Annotated in this window: 15 protein-coding genes; 3 read left to right on the top strand and 12 right to left on the bottom strand. The window is 48.3% G+C overall.

The features are described 5' to 3' along the window. Window positions 1–16 precede the first annotated feature (16 nt). Window positions 17–886 carry a zinc-dependent metalloprotease gene (locus HC352_RS01215; RefSeq protein WP_168917215.1) on the bottom strand — a complete coding sequence of 290 codons (870 nt, stop codon included), beginning with the start codon at window positions 884–886 and terminating at the stop codon, window positions 17–19. Window positions 887–956: 70 nt separating this feature from the next. Beyond that, complete coding sequence (gene dacB / locus HC352_RS01210) at window positions 957–2,330, bottom strand: D-alanyl-D-alanine carboxypeptidase/D-alanyl-D-alanine endopeptidase (protein WP_168917214.1); 1,374 nt, start codon at window positions 2,328–2,330, stop codon at window positions 957–959. 83 nt (window positions 2,331–2,413) lie between these two features. On the opposite strand from dacB, the gene HC352_RS01205 reads away from it, so the two are divergent. After that, the gene (locus tag HC352_RS01205; RefSeq protein WP_168917213.1) at window positions 2,414–2,917 is read left to right on the top strand and encodes an inorganic diphosphatase; all 504 of its coding nucleotides are present in this window, start codon (window positions 2,414–2,416) and stop codon (window positions 2,915–2,917) included. A gap of 69 nt (window positions 2,918–2,986) precedes the next feature. On the opposite strand, the gene HC352_RS01200 is transcribed toward HC352_RS01205, so the two are convergent. Beyond that, entirely contained in the window at window positions 2,987–4,537 is a 1,551-nt protein-coding gene (locus HC352_RS01200) for a C40 family peptidase (RefSeq protein ID WP_168917212.1), read from the bottom strand. Window positions 4,538–4,837: 300 nt separating this feature from the next. Beyond that, window positions 4,838–6,157, bottom strand: coding sequence for an MFS transporter (locus HC352_RS01195; protein WP_168917211.1), 1,320 nt, complete (start codon window positions 6,155–6,157; stop codon window positions 4,838–4,840). Between the two features lie 151 nt (window positions 6,158–6,308). Between HC352_RS01195 and HC352_RS01190 the strand changes: the two genes are divergently transcribed. Then, a complete protein-coding gene (locus HC352_RS01190) occupies window positions 6,309–7,340 on the top strand; it encodes an alpha/beta hydrolase (protein ID WP_168917210.1) in 1,032 nt (343 codons plus the stop codon). Here HC352_RS01190 and HC352_RS01185 read toward each other — a convergent pair. The 4 genes from HC352_RS01185 to HC352_RS01170 form a co-directional block, all read right to left on the bottom strand. Beyond that, complete coding sequence (locus HC352_RS01185) at window positions 7,337–8,572, bottom strand: hypothetical protein (RefSeq protein ID WP_211080685.1); 1,236 nt, start codon at window positions 8,570–8,572, stop codon at window positions 7,337–7,339. The genes HC352_RS01190 and HC352_RS01185 overlap by 4 nt on opposite strands. Window positions 8,573–8,684: 112 nt before the next feature. After that, the gene (locus tag HC352_RS01180; RefSeq protein WP_168917208.1) at window positions 8,685–10,490 is read right to left on the bottom strand and encodes an acyltransferase family protein; all 1,806 of its coding nucleotides are present in this window, start codon (window positions 10,488–10,490) and stop codon (window positions 8,685–8,687) included. A gap of 181 nt (window positions 10,491–10,671) precedes the next feature. After that, a complete protein-coding gene (gene ppdK, locus HC352_RS01175) occupies window positions 10,672–13,410 on the bottom strand; it encodes a pyruvate, phosphate dikinase (RefSeq protein WP_168917207.1) in 2,739 nt (912 codons plus the stop codon). Window positions 13,411–13,676: 266 nt separating this feature from the next. Further along, on the bottom strand, window positions 13,677–15,986 hold the full coding sequence (locus HC352_RS01170; RefSeq protein ID WP_168917206.1) for a bifunctional metallophosphatase/5'-nucleotidase: 2,310 nt from the start codon (window positions 15,984–15,986) through the stop codon (window positions 13,677–13,679). A 211-nt stretch (window positions 15,987–16,197) separates the two neighbouring features. Here HC352_RS01170 and HC352_RS01165 point away from each other — a divergent pair, with 211 nt between their 5' ends. Beyond that, entirely contained in the window at window positions 16,198–17,547 is a 1,350-nt protein-coding gene (locus HC352_RS01165; protein WP_168917205.1) for a Na+/H+ antiporter family protein, read from the top strand. A 4-nt stretch (window positions 17,548–17,551) separates the two neighbouring features. Here the strand turns inward: HC352_RS01165 and trpB are convergent, their stop codons facing one another. The 4 genes from trpB to HC352_RS01145 form a co-directional block, all read right to left on the bottom strand. Beyond that, window positions 17,552–18,883 (bottom strand): tryptophan synthase subunit beta, encoded by a 1,332-nt coding sequence (trpB, locus tag HC352_RS01160; protein ID WP_168917204.1) that lies wholly within the window; start codon window positions 18,881–18,883, stop codon window positions 17,552–17,554. Between the two features lie 236 nt (window positions 18,884–19,119). After that, window positions 19,120–20,046 (bottom strand): class C sortase, encoded by a 927-nt coding sequence (locus tag HC352_RS01155; RefSeq protein WP_168917203.1) that lies wholly within the window; start codon window positions 20,044–20,046, stop codon window positions 19,120–19,122. A gap of 97 nt (window positions 20,047–20,143) precedes the next feature. Continuing rightward, window positions 20,144–21,661, bottom strand: a complete 1,518-nt coding sequence (locus HC352_RS01150) for a SpaH/EbpB family LPXTG-anchored major pilin (RefSeq protein WP_168917202.1) — start codon at window positions 21,659–21,661, stop codon at window positions 20,144–20,146. Between the two features lie 68 nt (window positions 21,662–21,729). Next, window positions 21,730–24,792, bottom strand: a complete 3,063-nt coding sequence (locus tag HC352_RS01145) for a CshA/CshB family fibrillar adhesin-related protein (protein WP_168917201.1) — start codon at window positions 24,790–24,792, stop codon at window positions 21,730–21,732. Between the last annotated feature and the right edge of the window lie 78 nt (window positions 24,793–24,870).

Genomic DNA, 24,870 nt, shown 5'->3' with positions numbered 1-24,870 from the left:
AGATGATGCGGGCCACTCATCCGACAACCCGCCCAATCCACTGATGCGGATGAGCAAGCTCATCGATTGTTGGAACAAACCGAGGATCTTGCCAAATCATGTTGAATTTTTCCAATCCAACCGAATCGATAACTGCACTCACAAATTCATGCCCCTGCACATATTGTTGTTTTTTCTTCGCCAAGCCCGTCAAGTTGCTCATCCACCGCATAATTATGCCACTGCTAGCCCGCCGGTTAACCATAGCTGCAATCATCTGTGCTCGTGAGGGTATCGCGGAAAGCGGAACCTGATTCATCACGTATGTGGCATGCCCTTCTAGTAAAGACATCACCGCAGTAATCTCATCAAGAACCTGCTCATCATCAGCATCTTCATCGCCAGCAAAGAGCACCTGTGCTCTATGTGCGATATAGTCAGCTAACCAATGAGCTGCGGAAAATTGGGCGACATGAGTAAGCTCATGGACAGCCACCCACACTGATAAATCCGCTTTATCCAATCCGCATTGCTGTTGGAAATCTGCAATATTAGGAGCAACAAGATAGACGCATTTGCGTGACGAATAAGGATCCCACTGCCCTAAAACTTTCATTGATAGCACAGATGCCGCAAAAGCAATCTGGGAATTTCTACTGCTACTATCGTCTCGTTTTATGCCAAGCATCGCTTCAATAGATGTCACAGCGACTTTTGCCCAACATCCCCGATCAACAACTCGTACCGGTATATCTGGCACCTGAAGGCCACTGGTCTCCTCAACAATCTTTGGCGCTAACTCGGATCCAGCAGATAACTGGGCCACGAATTGCTGAGCCTGTTCACGCTTCCAATCCGGCCCACCGCCGGTAAAAAGACGCGATAACACTGTTATACTTCTGCTCATACCTCAGCCTTTCTTTGGCCCCACTCTATAACGTACCTCCACCACAGTATGCAGTACACAGTCAGGCTAACTACATTGCGTCAACGATTTTTGCTAACGCGTCATCCATTGCTGCACGAATCTCTAACTGCGTGTTTTCTTCATGATCACTAACAATAAAGCTGAATATTAATGGTTGCCCACTACGTGCTGTCACGAAACCCGCCAATGCCGTCGTCGTCGACAACGTACCGGTTTTCGCCCTAACTCGACCCCGCGCAACTGAATCTAAAAAGCGATTATGAAGCGTTCCATCTAAGCTCCCAACCGGCAACGCGGCACCAATAGCATTAATCGGGCACTTGTCACAATCCCACGCACGGTGCAGAATCTCAGCCAGCAAAGATGCAGATATTCGATTATTTTCCGACAGTCCAGAATTATCATCTATCAGCATTCCACCGGTTGGAAAACCTTCAGATACTAAAACTTCCGTCACCGCTGCACTTGCCCCCGCAAAGTCCGCTGGCTTATCGCTCGCAATAGCCACCTCATGGCCTAAAACTTCCGCGATCGTATTATCTGACTCCACCATCAGCATCTCAACGAGTTCACGAATCGGCGCACTGTGTGAGCGCCCGATCTCATGTGATTGAGCCGGCGCGTGGCCACGGCCTTCAAAACTAACCGAAATACCATGAGATGCTAGATGATCAGCAAATATCTGCCCAGCGTCAATATCTGGGTCAGAAACAAAACGAGACCATTTATCCGGAGTTACTTTACCTCGATTAACAGCGATAGGACGCAGCGGCATAACAAATTCTGTATTACCTTCTGCAACGACGGTGGGATGGAAAGTTGGCTCTGCATAGCGTGAAGAATCGACGTAGACGCTCACCGTGGACGTATTAGCGGCGGCGAGTTTTTCCGCAACTTGCGATGCTAAGTCCGCCAATCCAGCTCGGCCAATAATCTCCTGGTTATCGCCCGCATCGGCAGCAAGTGTGACATCACCACCGCCAGTCAAGTAGAGAGTTGAACCGTCTTGCTGAACTGTCGTATCAAGAGTGGCATTTGGCCCAAGCTTACTTAATGCCGCCACTGCCGTGAGATATTTCATTGTTGACGCGGGACGGATTGGGGTTTGTTCGTTGAACGCGGCAAGCGTTGTGTTTGTAGTTGGATCAGCGACGACGACGGAAACACTCCCACTTACTCGCGCATCTGTGCGAAATTCATCAATAATTGTGCGCACATGTGCATCATCGAGCTTGCCAGGTGTGTCGAACTGTGGAATTTGTTTTTCAGTGAATTCCCACTCAGTCAAATTTGGATATGGCAAAGGCTCAGTAAGTGGCGGTTTAGTAGTAAAAAGTCCGGGGACAACATCCCACGCGTCGGCAACGACATAGCTACCAACGGCGGCCAAACATACGCAAATTCCGATCTTTACTTTCTTCACCTTACAAGTCTCCCACACGCTGAAGCCAAACACCGGCTACAATCATTAAAAGCAGAATAATTGACACCTCAAAGGAGCCACCTATGGAGTTTGATGTCACCATCGAGATTCCGAAGGGCAATCGTAATAAGTACGAAGTCGATCATGAAACGGGTCGTATCCGCCTTGATCGCATGCTCTTCACATCTACCCGCTACCCCGATGATTACGGTTTTATTGATAACACGCTCGGTGAAGATGGCGATCCTTTAGATGCCCTCGTTCTTCTTGACGAGCCTACTTTCCCTGGTTGTGTTATTCGTTGCCGCGCCTTGGGCATGTTCCGCATGTCTGATGAAGCCGGTGGCGACGATAAAGTTCTATGCGTCCCAGCCGCTGATCAGCGCGCTTCATGGCGTACCGAGATCGAAGATGTCTCAGAGTTCCATCGTCTAGAAATCCAACACTTCTTCGAAGTGTACAAGGATCTCGAGCCAGGAAAATCAGTTGAAGGTGCACACTGGGTTGGCCGTGAAGCTGCGGAAGAAGAAATCCGCGCTTCATTTAAACGCGCTGAGGACACCGGATACTATATTCACACCCACTGAGATATAGTACTGATATAAAAGGTGTGGGCTGACCTTCGAGTCAGCCCACACCTTTTATATCAGTGCTCCTCAGTCTCCAACTACGCGCAAGTAGACTGGACTACCGTAAATTGGACCTTCTTGAGTTCCCATAGCCGGATTATAGGCGGCAATATGCATTCCATTGCCGGTATACATACCAACGTGCCCTGGCCACCAGAGTACATCTCCTGGTAGCGCCTCAGCAGCTGAAACTTGCCGGTATCCGTACGAGATATATCCACCAGAAGTACGCGGTACCGAAATCCCATGCTGATTAAAAATGTACTTCAAGAATCCAGAACAGTCCCAACCTGCTGGAGTCTCTGCTCCCCATACGTACGGAACTCCAATATAGTTCCGAGCAAAATTCACTAAAGCTTGACCGGAAGCATTCCCTGAAGGTTGTGGCGCGGGTGCCACTGGCGCAGAATACGAAGGTGTTTGCTGAGCCTGAGCTGCTGCTTGCTCAGCGGCTGCGCGATCTCGGGCGGCTTGCTCTTCTTGAGCTTTGCGTTCTGCTTCAGCACGAGCTTGCGCTGCTTCTTCTGCCTTGCGGGCCTCTTCGGCACGACGTTCTGCTTCAGCGCGTTCAGCTGCCGCGCGTTCGGCTGCTGCACGCTCTTCAACTGCTCGCTGGTTCGCCGCGACTGCTTGGCTTGATTGCTCAGCTTTCGCTAGAGCTTCGCGGGCTTGACGGATCGCTTCTTGATTTCCAGACTTTTCTGCTGCCTCAAGATTTGCTCGCACTTTCGCAACTGTCGCATTTGCTTCTTGAGTGGTCTGTCGTGCCATTTCAACAGCTTGGTCAAAACGGTCAGCATTTGCACTGGCAATGAGGGCCGCTGCGGCCGCTTGGGAGCGTTTTGCCCGATCGGCTTCGATATCTGCTAAACGTTGAGCTTCAAGAGCCTCAGTTGTGCCACGCTGGTGAGCTAGAACGGTAACGAGTGCAGCTCGCCGATCTTTTGCAATATCTACTTGTTGTTGAGCCTGTTGAGAAAGTTCTTCAGCTTTCTTTTCCGCTTGCGCAGCTTCATCAGCTATGTCGCGTTGCTCATCTGCTGCTTTATCGGCTTGCCCCTGGAGAACACGGGCCACTTCTTCAAGTGCAGTGAAGTGCTTTACTTTGGAATCTGCTTGGGTTGCGACCGCATCGAAAGCGCGGGTCTTTTGATCAGCTGCCCGGAAGCTTTCGGCACCGAGGAGATAGAACGATGACGTAATCTGAGCGGCGGAATCACGGTAGACAGCTTGAGACACCGAGCCAAGCTGCTGTCGAGCACGATCAACATCTTCTTGCGCCTTATTAGCTTGCTCCTGCGTACGTATCGCTTGCGCGATAGAATCCGCTAGCTCACCTTGAGCTTTTAAACTCTCTGCCTTTGCTTGAGCAGCCTGCATTTCAAGTTTTGTAGATTCGCCAGACAATTTTGCTAGCTCAAGTTCTGCATCAGCAATTGACATTTTTGCTGTCTCTTCAGCTGATCGAGATTGCGTGACATCATCATCCGTCACTGGCGCTGCAATCGCCACCTGCGATGACATGACGAGCATCGCAGCACTAATAGCGCCTGCGATACTATAGGCACGTTTCTTCACAAAAACCTCCACTTGCTTCGATATCTACCGCGTGTCGACTTGATTTATGCCGCCAGCTTGATACTGCTACATAACGACCGTATAACAAATTGCACTAAAAAGAAACACGTAAAACAAAATTCACGTGATTAACACGTTTAACACTTGTCACATCAGTCACTTATTTCCCATTTCCGGCATCTTCTTTTATCGCTACACTGCACTGCCTTTGGGTATATACGCCAGAGGCGTCCACCATAAAATGGCAGACACCTCGCACACCTCATGCAACTTGAGCTGAAGAATCGACATAGATCTGCTTCACTGCAGATCATTATCCAGTCTCATCGCTGCACGCTCATGCCGCGTATTCAATACCGCCAACCACCATGAAAGACCAGCGCCAATCATTCCAATAATCGCAACCAAAATGAAAATAATACTAAAGCCGGTAGCTGGATCATCCTTATAGGCATCGAGAATGGCCCCATTGAGTGTAGGCGCCCATAAGATACACGCAAACGCCAAGAAGGAATTCACCGACATTGCCGAACCAACAATAGAATTTGGCAAGTTTAATTCAGCAACAGGAGCCTGCTGAATCCCTTTGGCCATCATCGTTAAGAAGACAAAAACTGAAATCAGAGCAAAAGCTACATAAACATTGTGCTTCTGGGCTGGTAAGAAAGCCAAAATACTTAAGAAAATTGCTCCGCCAAATAACGTTGCTCCCAGCGTCTTAGCAGAAGACTTAAAGACCTTATCAGCCACTAAGCCACCCGCTAAACCGCCACCTAACCCCAAGAAAATCGCATTAACTGTAGCATATAACGCCGCAAATTCCGGATCCATCCCATAAACCCGCACAAAATATGGAGTCGTGTAAATTAACGTCGTATACACCCAATAGACATTCATACCGGCAAAACCTGCCAACCAAACACGAGGAATCTTCAACGTCTGAATTAAACCAGCTAGGGCTTCTTTACTGGTAGATTCCACCACTCCAGCATCGGCAGAAACATCGCCGTCTTCTTGCGGATCAGCTGGAACGAAACGATAAATAAAGAAAATAAGAGGAAGCGCAAGAAGCGCATAGGCAATCATCCCGCCACGGAAGGCCAACATAGACCCATTTGCAATTGCCATGACACCAATGAGAATGCCGTTTAAGGTCGCCTCTCCACCGGCACGGAAAGCAGTCAACGTTCCGAGTGCAAATCCCTTATTTTCCTTCGAAGAAAAGAGCACCACACCTTTAACTACTGCCGGCCAGAAAATAGCGTCAATAATTCCCCAGCTAAAAGTGATCCCTAACATTACTATGAAAGCCGGCTTGACGATAATCATGAAAAGCGCCGTAACACATCGATACGCTAAACCCCACATTAAAATTGTGCGGGTATTAAATCGGTTATTCACCCAACCGGCAGGAATATAAAAGAATACTGCTACACCTAACATGGTGAAGAGCAAACCAAATTGCGTATCAGTCAAGCCATAATATTCAACAAGGCGTTGATAAAACGGTATTTTGAACGATTCAAAGGCGGAATAAACAATTTGCCCCGAAAATACAACTGTCAAAAACGCAGCAATTTGCTGTTTACTATGGAAGCCGTTGCGCTGAAGAAAGCCCATGGAAACCCCTATGTTTTCATGCTTTAGTGTGTAACGGAATAAATTTTACACGTTAACCCAATTGTCTGACGAATTACACACAGGTTTTTTGCCGTATTTCGCTATCAGTTCCCGCCTTGTGCGACACCTCGCAGATCGTTAATCTTAAAACATGACAACGTGGTACCCCGACTTTCTTGGAAACGATTTCTCTTACACAACGATTAACCTTGAACCTGATGACCAAGGTCCAGTTGTGGCTACACTTGTGCGCCACCTGCCAGCTGACGCCAGCCAGAGCGCACCTACTGATAGTGCACAGCCACATTTTGCACTACTTGCAGTTCATGGGTGGAACGATTACTTCTATCAAACTGAATTCGCTCAGGCAATTACTGATTATGGTGGCCGGTTTTATGGACTGGATTTACGTCGCTATGGTCGTTCCCATCGTGAAGGCCAGATGTGGGGTTACACCAGCGATTTGAAAAATTACGACGAAGAAATCCAAGCAGCCATCGATATTATCACGGCGCAGCACGGTCAAGATTTTCCTGTGATATTGTACGGTCACTCGACTGGCGGTTTAACAACATCCCTCTGGGCAGCCCGCAACACTACCCAGTTAGCTGGCCTTATTCTCAACTCTCCTTGGTTGGAATATCAAGATTCTTTCTTCGCTCACTATCTGGGACGTCCAGCTATCGATGCAATTGCTCGGATTTCACCAACGAAAATCATTTCTACGTCAGACAACGGGTTCTACCAACGCGTGCTTACTGGTTGGAAAGACGAAGATGGACCGATGCCAGTTCATCAGCCTGGTGATCCGTTCTTTGAAGGAGGCTGGAAACCTGATGCGCGATTCCGCCACTTCCCGTCATTTCCAATTCGCGCAGGGTGGCTTTCCGCAGTTCTTCACGGCCACGCTCAGGTAGCCAAAGGCTTGCAGATGGATCTACCAGTTTTGGTACTCACATCGGCGCGCTCAGAGATTACGAATACGTGGAACGCAAGCCAACGTAGCGTTGATGGTGTGCTAGATGTAGATCTTATTCGGCAACGTGCAGCGCACTTATCAAATCACACAACGTTAGTAAAACTTAACGGCGCCATCCACGACGTCATGTTCTCTCGCGCTGAAGTTCGCGCTGAAGCCTACGCACAAGTGTGCACATGGATTGCACATTACGCGCGTCTTTAGTGACGACGAGATCTGCGTGATCTACGGATACTAGATTTGTTATACGCAGCTCGCTGATGAGATATCCAATCAGCAAGCTTCGTACGATCATGCTCGGCTGCTTCCGCCACCGCACGTTCAGCCTCAGTTGCAGATTCGCCTTCTGAATAGATGGTTGTTTCGGCATGCATTTTTGGAGCAGACTGATCCCATAAACGTTGTTCAGCACGCTTAGAGCGCTCAAGCAGTTGCTCGTAAAGCACCGTGCCAGATTTTGAATTTGGCAAAGTAGGCTCAGAAAACGAAGGAATAGCTGACGTTTCACTTTGAGAGGGAGCATCTGCAGACGTATCTGATGTAGCTGATTGATTGTTTGCCAGACGGCGTGCTCGCCTGCTCAAGCGCCGCGGTGGATTGGATAGTTCAGCAAGCATAATTGCCGTATCTGCACGCGGAGCAGGTGTAGTGCTTTCCTCGGAATCATCCGCTCGATCAGCTGATATTGCCACAAAGTCCGGGGCATCTTGTGGCATGACAACTTTTGGCGAGGTCTGGGCAACTGCCTGATGATAAGGCAATGAGGGAATATCTGGACGCTGTGCCCACCCTTGAATATTCCATAAAGACTGATCCAGAAGCTCATCTTCAGAGCCTTCCTCACTAGCTTTCGAACCAATCATCCATGGAGCTACAGGTTTATTTAGCAAACAAGGTACGTAGCGATCCACGTCAACAACCTCAACGAGCGTACCTTCAGCACCATCATGAGGAAGGATCAATTTAACATCGATATCAACCCCACTAAGAGAATTACGCGCTTGATCATCAATCTCGAGGCAGAAAATGTATAGTCGTGAGGCTTTATGCGGCGTGGGCGTTGTACTATCTAAAAATAGTCCCCACCTATGCGCAAAATCTTGTTCTGTGCCAGGATAAATATCGGTTAATTGCTGCCGATTAAGAGCACTAAATCTCCCAGCGCGTGCAGTTGCTTGCACAAGAGCTTGCGCATTCAGTGTATGAAAAACTTCGATAGTAACGACTCGCTTGTCAGAATCCATCGTCACCAACGACTGTTGCGGTTCACGCGAATCTTGATTCGTTACATATCCGATTGGAAACAACGGCCGCTGGATCAATGCCAGAGTCTGGGATTGAACTGCACGAAGAATATCGCGTGCAAAATCGGCTGAAGACTGCGCATACTCCGGAGCTTCGACAAGTCTACCGTTATGTAGTGCAAACACTGCCATGCTCCTAATGTCCCTTCTGATCTGCCACTAGCTCTCATAGTATCGAATGATCGACGTCTCCGCGCCCTCTATCATACCCCGATAAAGTAACTATCCCTATACCTGTTCTATTTTACGCATGAAAACTGTGTAAAGCCTGAAAAACTGCATCCGCAAATAATTTTGCTCCCTCATTATCGGGGTGAATGCGATCACCAGCGAGTTTTTCTGGATGTTCTAAGGCAATTTTTTGCCAATCCGCAATCACCACTTTGTCCGGATATTGAGCGGCCAGATCTCGCATCGTGGCATTAGCAATAGGCACCCATGTTGCATATTCGGGCGCACTAGCAGTCACAAAAACAACTCGCCTATTCTCCCCCACAATACGCATAATTTCAGCGCCGTCATCAGCAGTGATCACTGCATTAGTTCCCAGCGCAACTACAACATACGGGCGCAACTGACCATTGTGCTCATATTGCGAGGCAATTTGCGCAAAATCAGCTATCGAACGAGAAACCGCACCGTCAATAATTGCACCCGGCAACACCTCCACCAACGCCGCTTGTGATGCCACCGTAACCGAATCACCAATAATTGTGATGTTATCGCCAACTACCTCCGGAAGAGATACGGCCGGTTCTGGCTTTTCTTCCTCCTGATCAGCCTGCGTATCACTTTCAGACTGTTCCTGCTCCTGCTTTTCTGCATCCCGAATCACCTGGGTCTGAACATCACGAATAATACTCTCTCCAGAAGACACGTCACGTTCAGTAGCCAACGCAGTAACGCTTAAAATCAGCAAAAGAATCAAACCTATTACCCACACCAGGCCGTGCGACTTAGTGCCACGCCAACTAGCTAACCAAGCAAAGAAACCTAGTTGACGAATTGGAGTTTCGATATAGCGGAAGGAAATATCAGCAAAAACGATACTTACGAGTAGGACGACGATCGCCGTCGGCCGAGCCCCAAAAGGCGAATGATAAAAGCTGATCACATGCAACGGCCAGTGCCACAGATAGATGCCATAAGAACGATGGCCCAGCCACACAATCGGCCGATATTCCAAAATCGCCTGCAAAGATCGAGTGCCAAACCCTGGAACATCTGGCAAAATACCTCGAATAATGATCACGGAGAGAATCGAAAATAACACCATCCCCCACGGATACATACCCCAACCATCAGGAAGCACAAAACTCAAAACTAGGAGCGCAATCAACGCCATCCACGAAGCATATCCCCACAGCGGAGTTGTCTCCCGACGCTTGCCAGCTAACAGACCTGGCAAGTTCAATGCCAACCCCGCCCCCATCATCAATCCAAAAGAATGAGTGATGGTAGAAACGTATGCACTCGTCGGATCAGTGCCCACAGTCAACGCATGTATTGCTATCGAAAAAATAGCTAGGCCAATAGCCACTAGGCTACGCACCGCCGTCGGCGCAAAAAGTAAAAGTAGAATCAAAACCGGCGGCCAAAAAATATAAAACTGCTGCTCAACGGCCAACGACCACATGTTATTAAGCAACAGCGGCGACTGCTGATCAAAATAAGATGACGAATGAACAATCTGTAGCCAATTATATGAACCGGTAACCGCACCCAACGCCTGCCACCGCAGCTGGGTAAGGGTATCCCCACCAAAGAGCCGCGCCAACGCTAAAGCCCCCATAGTGGCCACAAGCACTGCAGGCACTAAGCGACGAATACGCCGAACCCAAAACCGACCGATCGAAATAGAACCCTGGGCTTCATGCTCCTTCATCAATAATGACGAAATCAGAAAACCAGAGATAACGAAGAACATATCGACGCCGATATATCCAACATCGGCTACCCCCGGAATGAGGTGGTAAACCACAACGATAAAAGCAGCAATAGCACGTAAACCATCTAATCCTAAGATGCGTCCGTGCGGCACTTTTTCCACTTCCCACCTCCGATTTACTCGACTTACTATCCTACGTCGATCCTCCTCACTTCCCGGTCCCACAAACCCTTCGATGACTGACTGTAAGAATCTTCACCACCTGATCTGAACAGACACAAGTGCTGGCGCACACCAGAAGGTATGCGCCAGCACTATGAGTAATATCGGCAGTTACGCCATGTTATGCAGTATGGTTCGCAGCTCCGCCAGCTACCCGCGGCGATTCGTTAGAAATCGCTGCCCGGCCGGCCTCAAGACGAGCAACTGGTACCCGGAATGGGGAGCAAGAAACATAGTTTAAGCCGATTTCTGCGAAGAAGTGAATCGATGCCGGATCGCCACCGTGTTCCCCACATACGCCCATCTTCAAACCAGGCTTAGTTGCCCGACCGCGAGCAACACCCATCTCAACAACCGCACCCACGCCGTGAACATCAATGGACTCGAACGGCGAGATACCAAAGACACCATAATCGAAGTACTCATTGAAGAAGGTCGATTCGACGTCATCACGCGAGAAACCCCACGTCGTCTGAGTCAAATCGTTAGTTCCAAAGGAGAAGAAGTCCGATTCACGGGCAATTGTATCGGCAGACATAGCTGCACGCGGCAACTCAATCATGTTACCAATCGGCAAGTCTAACTCGATGCCATGCTCTGCGGAAACCTCTGCCAAGACTTCTTCAGCCATATCGCGAACAATCTGCATTTCACGCGAAGAACCAATAAGCGGAACCATAATTTCTGGACGTGGATCCTTGCCGGCCTTCTTCAATTCAGCAGCTGCTTCGGCAATTGCCCGAACCTGCATAATGATCAAGCCTGGGAGCTTCAATCCAAGACGCACACCACGCAGTCCAAGCATCGGGTTTTGCTCATGGTTAGCCTTCACCGCGGCAAGCAGAACTTGTTCTTCTTCAGTAATTTCTTCGCCCTTAGCTGCCTTGACGGCAAGCTCGACTGACAATGCTGTCATATCTGGGAGGAACTCGTGAAGTGGTGGATCGATGAGACGAACTGTGACCGGCATGCCGTCCATTGCCTCGAAGATTCCTAAGAAGTCACCCTTTTGTAGTGGCAATAACGCATCGAATGCGGCCTGCTTGGCTTCATCGGTCTTCGCCAAAATGACAGTTTCAATGAGCTTACGGCGATCGCCGAGGAACATGTGCTCGGTACGGCACAGGCCGATACCTTGAGCGCCAAATTCGCGAGCGCGCTGAGCGTCTTCTGGAGTGTCAGCGTTAGCACGAACGAGGAGCTTGCGAGCGTTGTCTGCGCGGGTCAGGATAAGGTCTACTGCGCGGACCAAGTCCTTAGTATCTTCGTCTTCAGCAACCTTGAGTGCCTCATCAAGTCCCTGTGCAATATAAGTCATAACTGGCGAGTTTGTCACGGCAACAGAACCGTCAAAAACTTCACCGGTGGTGCCGTCGATGGAAATTACATCGCCAGCCTTGAAGACCTTGTCGGTGCCCTTAATGGACACAGTGCCTGCAACTTCTTCAACGAGAAGTTCATCGGCGCCAACCACGCAGCAACGGCCCATTCCACGGGCAACGACGGCGGCGTGCGATGTCTTACCGCCACGTGCAGTTAGTACGCCAGAAGCTGCCACCATCCCTTCGAGGTCATCTGGGTTGGTTTCCCGACGCACGAGAATAACTGATGCACCAGCAGCTACTCGCGTCTTGGCCTGTTCATTGTTAAGGACAATTTCGCCTACTGCAGCACCTGGAGAGGCTGCCATTCCACGGGTGAGAAGGGTCTTTGGTGCCTTCTTGTCGAACTGTGGGAAGAGCAGTGACGTTAGTTGCTCACCGGTTACTCGAGTTACTGCTTCATCAGCGGTAATCAACCCTTCTTCAACAAGCTGTTTGGCAATACGGAATGCGGCAGCGGCAGTTCGTTTACCAACGCGGGTCTGGAGCATCCAAAGCTTGCCTTGCTGAATGGTAAATTCAATATCGCATAGGTCGCGGTAGTGGTTTTCGAGCTTCTTCATAATGGCAACAAGCTCATCGTAAGACTTCTTATCGAGGCGCTCTAAATCAGCTAACGAGAGAGTGTTGCGAATGCCGGCCACAACATCCTCACCTTGGGCGTTTTCTAGGTAGTCACCATATACTCCAGAATCACCGGTGGAAGGATCGCGAGTAAAGCAGACACCGGTACCTGAGCCTTCGCCCATGTTTCCGAAGACCATAGTTTGGACATTAACAGCGGTGCCTAGATCATTTGGAATATGTTCGCGACGGCGATAAATGCGGGCTCGGTCAGTGTTCCAAGAATTGAAAACAGCGACGACGGCAAGATTGAGCTGCTGGCGTGGATCTTGCGGGAAGTCTTGGCCGGTTTCTTTCTTGAAAATTTCCTTAAAGATGGTAACGAGTTCTTTAAGATCCTCGGTGGTCATGTCTAGATCGCCAGTGTATCCTTTTCGATCTTGGAGACCATGGAGTGCGTCGGCGAAGAGATCACCGTCGATATCCATAACCGTCTTGCCAAACATTTGAATCAAACGACGGTAAGAGTCCCATGCGAAACGTTCATTTCCAACAGTAGCTAGGCCTTCTACTGATTGGTCATTCAGGCCGATGTTTAGCACGGTTTCCATCATGCCCGGCATGGAGAATTTTGCACCGGAACGTACTGACATGAGCAGCGGGTCACGTGGATCGCCCAGTTTCTTCCCCATGATTTCTTCGACGCCGGCGATAGCTTCGGTTACTTGCCCATCAAGTTCTGCTGGAACATTGTTTTGTGCCAAATAGTAGCGGCACGTATCAGTGGTGATGGTGAAGCCGGGTGGCACTGGCAACCCTAGTTTTGTCATTTCTGCAAGGTTTGCACCTTTTCCTCCGAGGAGATCCTTCTGATCCTTATCGCCTTCGGTGAAATTGTAAACATACTTCGTCATATGTAGTAGCCCTCCAGTGGGTCAAATGAAAACGGCCGGACACAGCCGCTGTAGTCCTCGATAAATCTACCACCTTAGTCCCACGCCTGAGAACTTTTATGCGATGCAAGCCACTATTCTTAGGACTTTAGTCGCGACCATCATTCTAAAAGACCCGACTTGTCGGAAACTTTCTTTCAGTTCCATCGTTTCCCGGCGAGAACCGGTTGAGGGGACAGATCCCAAAAGTGACCTGTCCCCTCACTGAGACTCATAGCTAATTTTTCTTAGTCTTCTTCTTTTTCTTTGCGATACCGCAACAGCACCGCTCCACCAAGAACACCAAGAACTGCTAATCCAGCAAGAACACCGACGGTTGCGCCAGTCTTTGCCAGCTTTGGAGTATCCACTTTATCCCCTGCTTCGTGCGAAGGACTCTGCGGCTGCGGATCAACTATTTGAGGATCAGATGGCTGCGGCTTCGGATCAGATGGCTGCGGCTTCGGATCAGCAGGCTTCGGACATGCCACCTCAACACTCACATCTTGAGCTGCTTTAACTAGCTCCTTGCCAGCTTCGTTCTTCACCACAATCGGAAGCCGTACGCTCTTCGCTCCGTCTGGGCACTGGACATTCGCTTGAATAGCGAATGGCTGAGTAAATCCAGCTCCATCAGCAACCACGACAGCTTCTTCAGTAACTGCCTTAATATCTACAACCGTATTATCCACATCAGCCGTGAAAGTTTGACCGCCAAATTCCACAGTCACTTTCTTAACCTGCGCTTCTGTCGGTTGCGTAAACGACAAGCCACGCAAGGAAAGCTTCGCACTGACGTTACCATCCTTGGTGGTCACATCAGTGATAGTAACGCCGATAGACGAGGTGTAATCACGTGGTTGAACTGTTGGATTCTTTTCTAGATAAGTTTTCATCCAGTCGCGGTCCAAACCATCTGGAATAACAGTGTATGTTGCCTTCACTGCCGGATCAGCGAGAATATTGAACGAATCGCCACCGGTGAGCAAGAAGGTTACCGAGCCAACCGTGTACTTAGCTGTAGGATCGATCGGCTTCCCGTCAACCATAATGGAGGTAATACGATCCCCCATTGGGCGAGATGGATCAAAGGTGTAGGTAACGTTCTTCGATAAGCCTAATTTAAGCATTGGTCGAGTCGAGTCCTTGCTCAACGTCTTCCACTGCTCTTCTAGCAACGTCTTGAACTGATCACCAGTCAACGTCACATAGCCAACCTCGTTCGAGAAGGGCATGAATGCGAATACATCACCAATAGTTACTTCGCCTTCCTTCGGCGTCAGATCCGCACGAATGCCACCAGCGTTGATAATGCCGATATCAATTGGCTTCTTATCAAGAGTTTGGAAGGAATCCTTCATAGCATCAGCTATCAGACCACCAATTGTCGATTCCACTCCACGATTCGAGCCTGACGCCGGATTCTTATTTGGATCAGTTGTGTGGATACCCCGGTAGAAATTACCGGTGCCTTTCGAAACAACCTTACTCTTCTCCGCCTTCGCATTATTTGCTGCCTTGTCAACAATCGCTTTCACCACTGTGTCTTGACCGCAGGCAACAACCTGAGAAGCAGTGATTTTCTCGGCATAAGATTTCACAACCTTCTTTGTTGTCTTATCGTACTGAACGACAACGTTAGACAAGTTATCAGTGAAAGAACCAGAAGCTGTTGCGGTAATCAAATGACCGTCTTCAGCTGGAACCATATCCAAGCCGAAGTATGGAACGTGGGTATCTCCACCCATAATAACGTCAACATTGGCATTCATCTTCGGGTAAGAAAGCTTGACATCATTGTCATACATAGCCACAACAATATCGGCTTCACCATTAGCCTCATCGCCGTCTTTGAGCTGGTCTGCGATTCGATTGATCACAGGTGCAGCTTCGTTGAACGTCAGCGAGTCAACGGTTCCAGCTGGAAGCTTGGTAGCAACATCATTCTCGATAGCTCCAATAAAACCAACCTTCACGCCAGATGGCGATTTCCAAATCTTGTAGTCGCCCAACTCATCTAATCCATCAACATTGGCACCCAAGTATGGGAATTCAATCTTGACAAAACCATCAGTGCCAGCAAAACGCGATTTCAGTGCCGGAATACCTTTATCGAATTCGTGGTTGCCGATCGTGGAGGCAAAAACATTCATAGCATTCAATGCTTCGATGGTTGGGTTATCCATCGCCGAACCAGAGGTGAATGGCGAAGCGCCGATGTTATCACCTAGCAAAGTGAACTGAGTGTTCGGGTTCTCTTTCTTAGCCGCATCAATATAACACTTAACTGCCGCCAAACCAGATTCCGCATAAACACCCGGATTCTTATATTTTTCCACCGGCTCAATATGCCCATGAATATCAGTGAGGTTAAAAAGGTTGAGCGTGACAACATTGTCGGCTTCGCTCGGGTTTGCTTCTGCAGGATCTTGTACAGACTCAGTTGGTTGTGCAGGCTTTTCACCAACTTCTTCTGCTGCCCAAGCAGACAGCGGCGCCACAACTAACGAGACTGTTGCAAGTGCACATAAAACAGCCCGTTTCATCGGGTTCTTCATAAAATTCTCCTAGTAAGTGGAAGCTAGAATATAAACTTAATATCAAGATTACCAGTCTTACCTGTAGAAGATAAGCGATATAAAGGAATACGGTAAAAACTTGAGAAGAAACTTTCCAGCAAAAGCGACTTTCCTAAGTTATTATTTCCCACATCGTGAGAAGTTTTCGAGATTGGTACGAAAATATATCTCGGATAGTTAGAGTAGCCTCATGAATGCTGTATTACTCGCTGTGATTTCCATGCTCGTACTAGCCCTAGTACGCGTGCATGTAGTTATTGCACTTTTCATCGGCGCCCTCGTAGGTGGTTTTTCGGCTGGCCTAGGCCTTGATGGAACAATGCTTGCTTTCCAAGACGGATTAGGAGCTGGCGCGAAAATTGCCCTTTCCTACGGGCTTCTCGGCGCCTTTGCTATGGCGGTTGCACAATCAGGACTGCCCGATTTGCTCGCTTCCTGGCTCATATCCCGAACCGGAAATAATGCACGCGCCAAATCAACAGCGACTGTTAAATACGGTCTACTGGGTGGTATTTTACTCATGGCTATTTTTAGCCAAAACCTCATCCCAGTTCACATAGCTTTCATTCCGATCTTAATTCCACCACTACTTCCAGTATTTAATCGGCTACAACTAGACCGGCGAGTGGTCGCCTCAATCATCACCTTCGGACTGGTCACAACCTACATGTTTATTCCGCTGGGCTTCGGTTCGGTCTTCCTCAATGACATCTTGCTGGGGAATATTGCCGATGCTGGCCTAGATATTTCCGGCATTAACGTCATGCACGCAATGGCTATCCCAGCAACAGGTATGCTGATAGGAGTTTTGATTGCGATCACAGTTTCGTATCGCAATCCGCGCATTTATAGCTCCAGTGACGTTTCTTCGTCGTCGACGACGACGCCAGTAACTCAGGTACCAACAAAAAATACGGTTGTTGCCGTGCTTGCTGTACTCGTCACCTTTGGCACTCAGCTGCTGCTTAACACCCTTGGGTATCAAGCCGACGCTCTCCTCCTCGGCTCACTATTAGGATTAAGCGTCTTTCTTTTTACCGGAACTCTCAAACTGCGCCAAGCTGACCAAGCCTTCACAAACGGCATGAAAATGATGGCGATTATTGGTTTCACCATGATTTCTGCCCAAGGATTCGCCTCCGTCATGAACGCAACTGGGCACGTTGAATCCCTCGTATCTTCAGCGAGCGAACTCGTCGCTGGCAACAAAGCCCTAGCAGCTCTAGCCATGCTCATCGTCGGTTTAATCGTCACGCTAGGAATCGGTTCTTCATTTTCTACGCTTCCGATTATCACCACAATCTATGTCCCGCTATGTAGCGCACTCGGATTCTCCCCGCTTGCCACCGTTGCCATCATTGGCACCGCTGGCGCCCTAGGTGACGCTGGCTCCCCCGCATCCGATTCAACACTCGGGCCCACATCTGGGCTGAATGCTGACGGCCAACACGATCACATTAGAGACTCGGTTATTCCAACCTTCCTCCACTTCAATATCCCCTTATTGATTGCTGGATGGATTGCCGCAATGGTTCTTTAAACTATCAGATACCTTCTCGAGCGTTCGATTCTGCCGTCATTTGGGCCAGCACTTTGGCCACTTGCGGGTCAGTAACCGGGCTAGCTAACGGATCGTCATACAATAGATCGCCAAGAATATTGTGAACGTACTCGACGTCTTTGTCGCCGCGTCCGGAAAGATTAACCAAAATAGCTAGTTCTCCGCCATCTACCGACATGTTTTCATCCGATTGAGCAAGCTTCAAAGCGTATGCAAACGCATGAGCTGATTCTAATGCTGGGATAATCCCTTCATACCGAGACAACAATCGGAATGCTTGAAGTGCTTCAACATCAGTAATTCCAACATATTGTGCCCGTCCACTGTCCATTAAATAGGCGTGCTCTGGACCAACGCCAGGATAATCTAAACCGGCGGAAATCGAGTAAGAATTTTCCACTACACCAGATTCACCTAATAACACATACGATTTACTGCCATGCAAAATACCAATCCGGCCGCGTTCGAGCGGCGCACCATGTTTGCCTGAATCCAAACCTTCTCCGGCTGGTTCCACACCTACTAATGCCACCTCTTTATTACCAGGTTTGTCCGTCAGATAATCAGCAAAAGCACCAATCGCGTTCGAACCACCACCGACAGCCGCAACGACGACGTCCGGGAGTCGGCCGATTCGCTTCATCATTTGCGCACGCGACTCACGGGAAATGACTGCTTGAAACTCCTTGACTAACGTGGGGAATGGATGCGGACCACAGGCTGAGCCAAGAAGATAATGCGTGGTATCCATATTGTCTACCCAATCTTGGAGAGCAACATCAATCGCGTTCGACATCGATCCGGCATCTCCACGCACAGGCACAACATTAGCCCCCATCATGCGCATGCGTAATACATTCGGTTGCTGGCGAGCCACATCCTTAGCACCCATATAGATCGTACATTCCATCCCCATGAGGGCTGCGATCATAGCTGTCGCAGTACCGTGCTGACCAGCTCCAGTTTCTGCTACCAAGCGCGTTTTTCCGAGGTGCTTGGCAATAAGAGCTTGAGCTAATACTTGGTTTCCCTTATGCGCGCCTCCGTGAACGAGATCTTCACGTTTAAGAAAAATTCGCACGTTACAACCAGATTTCCCCTCCACATAGCGTGATAGGTTTGCACATTCGGTAATTGGCGTGGGACGTCCTAAATAGTTTTCTCGCAATTCATCCAGTTCTCGATAAAAACTAGGATCTGCAAGGGCATCTACATACGCGCGCTCTAATTGATCGAGTACCGGAAGAAGTTGATCAGGAACATACTGACCACCGAATTGACCAAAATATGCGTCAATAAGAGTTGGACGAGACATAAAGCTACCTTTCGTTGAAAATGTCTAACAAACTTCTTCAACTGTGGAGCTCTCATAAAAAATGGTCCGCCACTTCGAAGAAGTCAGCGAACCAGGAATAAATCGTAACCACATAGCCCGCTGCTAAGCGAGCCACCACCAGTTACGATTGAGATTCATCATGTGTTGAGCATACGCCTAACAATGGGCAAATGCAAATTTTTACTTATTAAAAACCAGAACTCTTTAACATTGGACTAAGCGTTGGGCTCATCGTCGTCGTTCTCGCGCCGAGTAAACCAGACAAACCATAAAGAGAACGAAAAGACAACAAACCAGACGATAACCCACCACGGGAAACGCGGAAGATCAGATTCGACCCCCAAAGTGTCTAAATCACTTGCCGGAGTAGGGAGAATTCGCTCTCCAGTCACGACGATACGATGCGTATTAATCCCTAATGGCGTACAGGTAATTAACGTCGCGAGGTCCTTGCCAGGCACCGGCCTAATAGTTTCAGTTTCTTCTGGCGGAACCACCTTAATGTCATTGATCTTGTAAACCAGCAACTCACCGAAAACTTCAACACTGAACGTGTCTCCAATATCTGCACGGTCAAGATAGGTAAACATTGCTGAATCTGCCAACCCGCGATGTGCCGTAATAACTGTCCGCGTTCCTTCACCCCCTATCGGCAAGGCGGTACCTTGAAGATGCCCCGCACCGCGCAATAGCGTCACATCTGATGTGCCATGGTAGACCGGTAAATCAATATCAGCCGAAGGCACCCGAATACGCGCCATCAATCCAGTATTATCCGCCAGAAGTTGTTCCTTATATGGAGCTAAACCGAGGTTTTCTGGAGTGATAGCAGATTCTCGAACCGTCGGTATTCGCCCTTCAATATCAACCAGTTGTTCTTTAGCTAGATACTCGTTGTACTTGCGAGCTTCCTTGATTTGAGTTGCTTCATCAGGTTCAACCTTGTCCACAACTTTTTCATACGCGCTAACGATCGCTGATTGCCTTGCTTGACTTACCCACTGGGCGGCATACGGATAGAGAAAAACTGTTGTCCCAAGTATCAGCAAAACAGCAGTTAATAACCCCATAATGCTCGGACGAAAACCCCTCACACGTTTCGCTGGCTTTGCGGCCGATGGCAGTGAACTCTGGATACTCACGCAGACCTTCTTGATCTCAAACAACTATGGTGGCGCACAGTATCAACACCATACTGTGCGCCACCATATAAGAACAACATGAAGAGGATATATCTACTTACGCTTCACGCTCACGCTTCTTGCGTCCAACAGCAACAAAGCCAGTGCCCGCCGCGGTTGCAAGGATAGCGATACCTGCGAAAGTTAAAAGAATGAAGCCAGCAGCACCTGTCAGTGGTAGCTTAGGTAGTAAAGAATTGCCCTCAGCATCCTCATTGCTCAAGTTAGTAACCGTTGTGCTTAATCCATCATCGGCGACAGTAACAATTTTTGCGTCAGCCCACTCAGGATCAATCGTGTAACCGATAGGAGCTTCTTTTTCGAAGAGACAGTATTTTCCAGGAACAACCATAATCGCAGCGACACCAGCTTCAGCTTCTTTATGTCCTGGTTTGCCACCAGTGATTAAAGTTCGCTTAGCATTTTCAGACTGCGGTGCTACACATTGATCATTCTCGCCTGCCGGATAGATTTCAAATTGAGCACTATCTAGCTTCTGTTTGGCTTTGTTGACTTTTGTGATTGTCACTGGAGCAAATTTAGTTTCAGTTGGCACAGGGTTCGGCCCAAGATCATTCGGCTTCGAAGGTAAGTCTTTTTCTGGGCTTTCGCTACCTTGATCGTCACCTACTCGAATCTTAGTATGTGACTGATTCGAGAGATTTGCCATGACATTCTCGGACACTACTGCAGTAATTTCAACAGTAATTTTATCTCCACGCAGGAGTTGTTGAGCAACTGAGGAGAACGACACAGTTACCTTTTGGTTTTCGACTGTTATATTTGGCGAAATATTCTTCGAAACACCATTTTGTTCGACAGTAACCTTAACGTTCGATTCATCAACAGCATTAACCCCTTGTGGAAGTTCATCGACGATATCAAAAACGGTGAAATGCTCAGTGGTACTTAAACCAGGAACTACTTGAGTAATAGCCCAGGTAATAGTATCTCCAGGGAAATGAACTTCTTCTGAATTCTTTACGATTTTAACAGGCATTTCCGAAGGGTTGATCACCGTGTTCTTTGGGTAAACATGCACATCGTACAGCCACCCACCTTTTGTGTCTGCTCCTGGGTAAGGAACAGTGACTAAAAATGGCGCAGAGCGTTTAACAATATTGTCTGGCCCAGTCTTCTCTTTTATCAGGTATACACCCAGCTCTAAATCACTAATCTTGGTTTCTCCAGAAGCATTTGTAGGGGCAGTATCAGCCTCCTGCGAAAGCGTGTATTGATCCTGGTTCTCGGAACTAACATTTCCGGAAGAATCAACCTTTAACTCTTTAAGCTTTTGCCAGCCTGCCGACTTCGTCAGATCGATATCAGTAACTTTCGCATATGAGAACGTAACTCCCGCAACAGGTTCATTAGCGATGCTGTCTTGGAGGGTACCATCTCCATGCTTACCATCATCAGGATTTTGTAGCTTGTGGATTGTAATACTGCCCTTTTGCGTGGTATCAATATTGCCTTCCGCGCCAAAAGCTACTGGCGTTACACTCACCAACCCTGCAAGCGTAAGTGTTCCTACCGCAAAAGCGAGGAGCTTTTTGCGAATATTCATCTTCTTCATGTTCACCTTATCTGTTGTTATTTGTATATTGCGTTTATCTTATTTCGTTAAAATATTCGTTATCCACCCTATGAGCTACGCACCTTCTTTCGAAACGCTATAACTCCTAATAGGACAGCTAATGCCACCGTACCGAGCCCAAACATAGTAAAGATTACTGTGCTCATTCCACCACTCATAGGCAAACTAGGCAAGAAAGAAGCAGTAATCTTCGTATTTTTGATTGAGCCCAAATCCTTGCCATTAGCAAGATCCTTCGCCGCTACCGTGAAAGTAATCGGCGCTTCAAGCTTTGTGAAACCAGCTGGAGCTTCAGTCTCAGTTAACTGGTATGATCCCAACAAAATATCCGTCAGCTTATAGACGCCAGCTTGAGGATCTTTATCAGGACCAGTGCATGGTTCACTTGTACAATCGGAAATATTCTGAATCGATTGCGTGGGATCTACCGAAGATCGCAGTTCAAAAACTGCTCCTGTCAATGAACGATTACCCTCATCAACTTTCGTCCACCGCACGTCCGTCGCCTTAACACGTTCAACTGTATTAACAACAGTAACCTTGTGGATAGTTTCGCCCACCGCTCCTGCTTGAGCAACAATAGTTGCACCTTCAGTACCATCAACCTGGTAGTCAACACGATCTTTCCAGATATACTGCGCGTTACCAGCAACTGGCATCTTGGTTGGGCTATCTTGTTGAATCGTACACGAAGAACCCGCTATGATACGATCCTTATCAGCCTGAGAAGTCCACACTTCATGAGCTTTAATTGGACCCCACGTACCCGTAACTGTTCCACCCCCGGAAAGCGGTCCAGCTTGCGGCGCAGTACAGGTGTACTTTCCCTGAAACTCAAGCTGTGGATCAATAACTACGCCAGGCTCAAGCTCAGTCGATTCCACAGTCGGAGTTACAGCTATCTGGCCATACGGCTGATTATTAACCGCGCATGACACCATTGATGTTGGAGTCATCGGCAACGTGAATGAACCGTCTTTTAATACCACATCGTATTCTTGAACCGCCGGCCACGCATAAACTTGTTCTTGTCGATTATTAACAACTTGCTCAACCCAGTCTGGCTTAACTGCAGACGAACATTTTTGAACCGAATATGGCGTATAACCGGGCGTAGAACCTTCATGAACTGTTACATCTGCTACATCTCCCTGAATTCCGTCCGGTATTAGGAGAGGACGTTTGCCTGTTGCAGGCTGATCAAAAATCAACGGCCAGGAAACATTTCCATCATTTTTCGTAGTCTGCTCTGGAGTCGCAACTGTCAGGCCTGATCCGGTTGCGGTAAAAGGAAAACCAGCAAGAACTCCCGCAGGATTTACTACACCATCGCTACCAACAATATGCTTAGTGACCGTAAGATTCGGACGCACCAAAGTCACCGCATGGTCTTCAACTTCGCCACCAATAACCATCGAATTAAACGTAAACGATTCTGGCGATTCAGTTGTAGCAATTAACCGCAATAAGCTCGGTGCAGCATTAGGCTTATCAGCAGCTGGAAGCATCTGCTCTTTCACGTCCCACACCAATGATGCTTGCTTACCGCGACATTCACCGTTGGCACGCTCAGTGTCTTCAAAAGTACCGTTAGCATTCCAGTCAAGCCAACCAGAAACCGTCGTCGTTCCTTTTTGCGCCGGAACGCACGCAACGATCTGCTCAACCTTACCCGGTTGAGCAGAAACCAATAACGGTTGATCAAAAGCGTCTTCATCATTAAACTGGTTCGCCGACGACGTCGAATTATTCCGATCGTCGCCAATCAGCGGATTCCATCGAGCTTTCGATTTACCATCTTTGCCACGCACAAACTGAGTATCAAGATCAGGGCCTCGAGAACCAAGGAAAGGCGGACCAGCCTCTTTAACAGTTGCAGTAGGTTGATCCGAAGCTGTAGTTGAACCGGTAATAATATTATCGGTCACCTCCGGCTGGACTATCGCCCCAGCTTGCCCATAGCTTTCCGGACCATCGCCAAGATCCGCACCAATAACCACGCCAATCGCTAGATAATTACCTAAATATTGCAAATTGGGCAATATATTACCTGGCCGGCCACGTAAATCAATGTAGGCACCATTAGCATTGGAAGCATAGAACGTTGTCACTTGAGAAAAATCGGCCTTGGTTTCATAATCGGCAACGCTAAATTTGAGCGGGTGAGCTGTATCTAAACGATCTTTGAGACCGGAGTACTGATATAACTGATCTTGTTCGCTCGTATCGATAGCGGTAGTTGTGGTATCTCCGTCGGCCTTATGCTGCTCAAGCAAATGCCACGTAACCGGTTTATTTGAATCAATCTTTGCCGGAGTTATATAAGAATACTCGCGTAAACTCATCGACTCCGCATCAGCAAAAACAAGACCTTTAATCGGTAAATCAACAAGCTCTTCGCTACCAGACCCGATTTGCGGACGCCGTATTTGCGCATAACACGAAATATCGAAACGGGCACGCGAATTTGCAGTACGTCCAATTCCCACCGGCAATCCGACTTTTTGTTTTTCGTTGAAACTACTGTAAACATCATCCCAACCGTCTTTTGTATAGGCGCCCGGAATATGAATATTCAACCAAGCATTATTGCTAGCCTTACGTTTATCTGCATCTTCATAAAAGTTTTGCAACGTACAAGTGGTTTCGATAGTAGATGCACCCATTTCGGTTTTGCTACGCACTTGATAGCCAACAGAACCATCCTTTTTTGGAGTGTGGATTCCTTTACCACGAATAGTTCCAGCATCTTGGCGCGACCAATTAACCGTCCCGCGATCATTGTTAAACACACCGGTTCCAGATGCCTCTAATGTTTGTGCATCTTCTTCGCTCGCAGGCTGAGACCAGTCTACCCAATCAATCATTCCTACATATGGCGAATTGTGTTCAGCAGACGAACCGCCGTCCCCATAAAGCGCATACGCAGAAGGTAGCGTAGTCGGAACAATAGTAAAAACAGTTGAAAGCACAGCTAACGTAAGCCAGCACCCTAGCCATGTTCTCCGGTTTGCTAACCGTGTCGATTTTTCGTTCGATAATCTGCCATGCTTTGGGAACAACAGATATCTACGGCCAGTATTTTTCGCCAAACGTTTTACCTTCACCATCTTGGAGCTACCCATCCGAAACCAAGAGTGGGATAGTCTTTTAACTATCCCACTCTCAGCACATAAATTCCAATTAAA

The sequence above is a fragment of the Arcanobacterium buesumense genome (assembly GCF_012563545.1).
Lineage (GTDB): Bacteria > Actinomycetota > Actinomycetes > Actinomycetales > Actinomycetaceae > Arcanobacterium > Arcanobacterium buesumense.
Note: the sequence above shows the minus strand (reverse complement) of the source record. Positions and strands in the feature narration are given on the sequence as shown.

What these genes read in the sequence shown, in the direction of transcription:
- trpB (WP_168917204.1), bottom strand. Translation starts at nt 18,883, where the DNA reads ATGTCTCGTCCAACTCTTATTGACGCATATTTTGGTCAATTCGGTGGT.
- HC352_RS01145 (WP_168917201.1), bottom strand. Translation starts at nt 24,792, where the DNA reads ATGGTGAAGGTAAAACGTTTGGCGAAAAATACTGGCCGTAGATATCTG.
- HC352_RS01170 (WP_168917206.1), bottom strand. Translation starts at nt 15,986, where the DNA reads ATGAAGAACCCGATGAAACGGGCTGTTTTATGTGCACTTGCAACAGTC.
- HC352_RS01165 (WP_168917205.1), top strand. Translation starts at nt 16,198, where the DNA reads ATGAATGCTGTATTACTCGCTGTGATTTCCATGCTCGTACTAGCCCTA.
- HC352_RS01215 (WP_168917215.1), bottom strand. Translation starts at nt 886, where the DNA reads ATGAGCAGAAGTATAACAGTGTTATCGCGTCTTTTTACCGGCGGTGGG.
- HC352_RS01150 (WP_168917202.1), bottom strand. Translation starts at nt 21,661, where the DNA reads ATGAAGAAGATGAATATTCGCAAAAAGCTCCTCGCTTTTGCGGTAGGA.
- HC352_RS01190 (WP_168917210.1), top strand. Translation starts at nt 6,309, where the DNA reads ATGACAACGTGGTACCCCGACTTTCTTGGAAACGATTTCTCTTACACA.
- ppdK (WP_168917207.1), bottom strand. Translation starts at nt 13,410, where the DNA reads ATGACGAAGTATGTTTACAATTTCACCGAAGGCGATAAGGATCAGAAG.
- HC352_RS01185 (WP_211080685.1), bottom strand. Translation starts at nt 8,572, where the DNA reads ATGGCAGTGTTTGCACTACATAACGGTAGACTTGTCGAAGCTCCGGAG.
- HC352_RS01205 (WP_168917213.1), top strand. Translation starts at nt 2,414, where the DNA reads ATGGAGTTTGATGTCACCATCGAGATTCCGAAGGGCAATCGTAATAAG.
- HC352_RS01195 (WP_168917211.1), bottom strand. Translation starts at nt 6,157, where the DNA reads ATGGGCTTTCTTCAGCGCAACGGCTTCCATAGTAAACAGCAAATTGCT.